At 37.7% G+C, this 732-nt stretch carries 1 protein-coding gene; it reads left to right on the forward strand.

What is annotated here, in order from left to right; genetic code table 11:
• Positions 1-200: 200 nt before the first annotated feature.
• Positions 201-732: HlyD family secretion protein (locus tag AC1DPZ_RS28445; RefSeq protein ID WP_477409860.1), on the forward strand; the 532-nt coding region annotated here is incomplete at its 3' end.

A 732-nucleotide genomic window follows, 5' to 3' on the forward strand; every position in this document is an offset into this window, starting at 1 on the left:
GCTGTGCTTCTCTCTTTTAGTCCTTTGTCTAAAAGTCCTTGCTCCTTTGTCTAAAATCCTACTCCAAAAAAACCTGTCCATTATCACAAAATCTGTCCGATATCGATCACTTTTCCGAAATTATTAAATTATAAATATCTAATAATCAAATTATTATAGTTGGTATAGCTCTTGCAAAACCTTATGCAAATTATATCACAATGGATAAGGAAATTACGCTCGAGGTATCATATCAAAAAAGGAAGAAAGGGGCATTGGTAGCTATTATAAGTATTGCGGTTTTGGTACTGCTGATAGTTGCACTTCGGGGATTCATCAAGTCATCAGTAAAAAAATCAGAGATAACTACCGCAGTTGTAGAGGTGGGAGATATAGAAAATACCCTTAATGCTACAGGTGAAGTTTTGCCCGAATTTGAAGAGATCATCACCAGCCCGATAAACGCATCGATAAAAAGTGCGCTCATGGATGCAGGTAATAAAGTTCAACCAGGCCAATCTATACTCACATTAGATAAATCGGCCACGCAAACAGAATTTGATAAACTCAATTTTACGCTTGAATCAAAACGCAATGAGATCAGCAAACTAAAGCTTGATCTTGGTAAAAGTTTTTATGATATCCAGTCTAACAACGATATCAAACAACTGCGCATCAGCAACCTTGCCGATGCTGTTGAAAATGCCAAACGCCTGTTTAAAGCAGGTGGTGGTACCCGTGAAGGGATAGAAC

It is taken from the genome of Mucilaginibacter sp. P4_G9, assembly GCF_056400985.1.